Source organism: Paenibacillus sp. SER-28, from assembly GCF_052906305.1.
On sequence record NZ_JBRECM010000093.1, the window covers coordinates 1 to 246 of the forward strand.

Genomic DNA, 246 nt, shown 5'->3' on the forward strand with positions numbered 1-246 from the left:
ACTGTTTCCCCATCTATTACCCATGAAGTGATGGGACTGGATGCTATAATCTTAGCTTTCTGAATGTTGAGCTTTAAGCCAACTTTTTCACTCTCCTCTTTCACTTTCATCAAGAGGCTTTTTAATTCCTCTTCACTTTCTGCCAGAAGGGTGGTGTCATCTGCATATCTGAGATGATTGATATTTCTCCCGGCAATCTTGATTCCAGCTTGTGCTTCTTCCAGCTCAGCATTTCTCATGATGTAC

General features: G+C 41.5%; 1 protein-coding gene. It reads right to left on the reverse strand.

What is annotated here, in order from left to right:
• Positions 1-246 (reverse strand): reverse transcriptase domain-containing protein (locus tag ACUYLD_RS25775; RefSeq protein WP_446676252.1); only part of this gene is annotated, 246 nt, incomplete at both ends.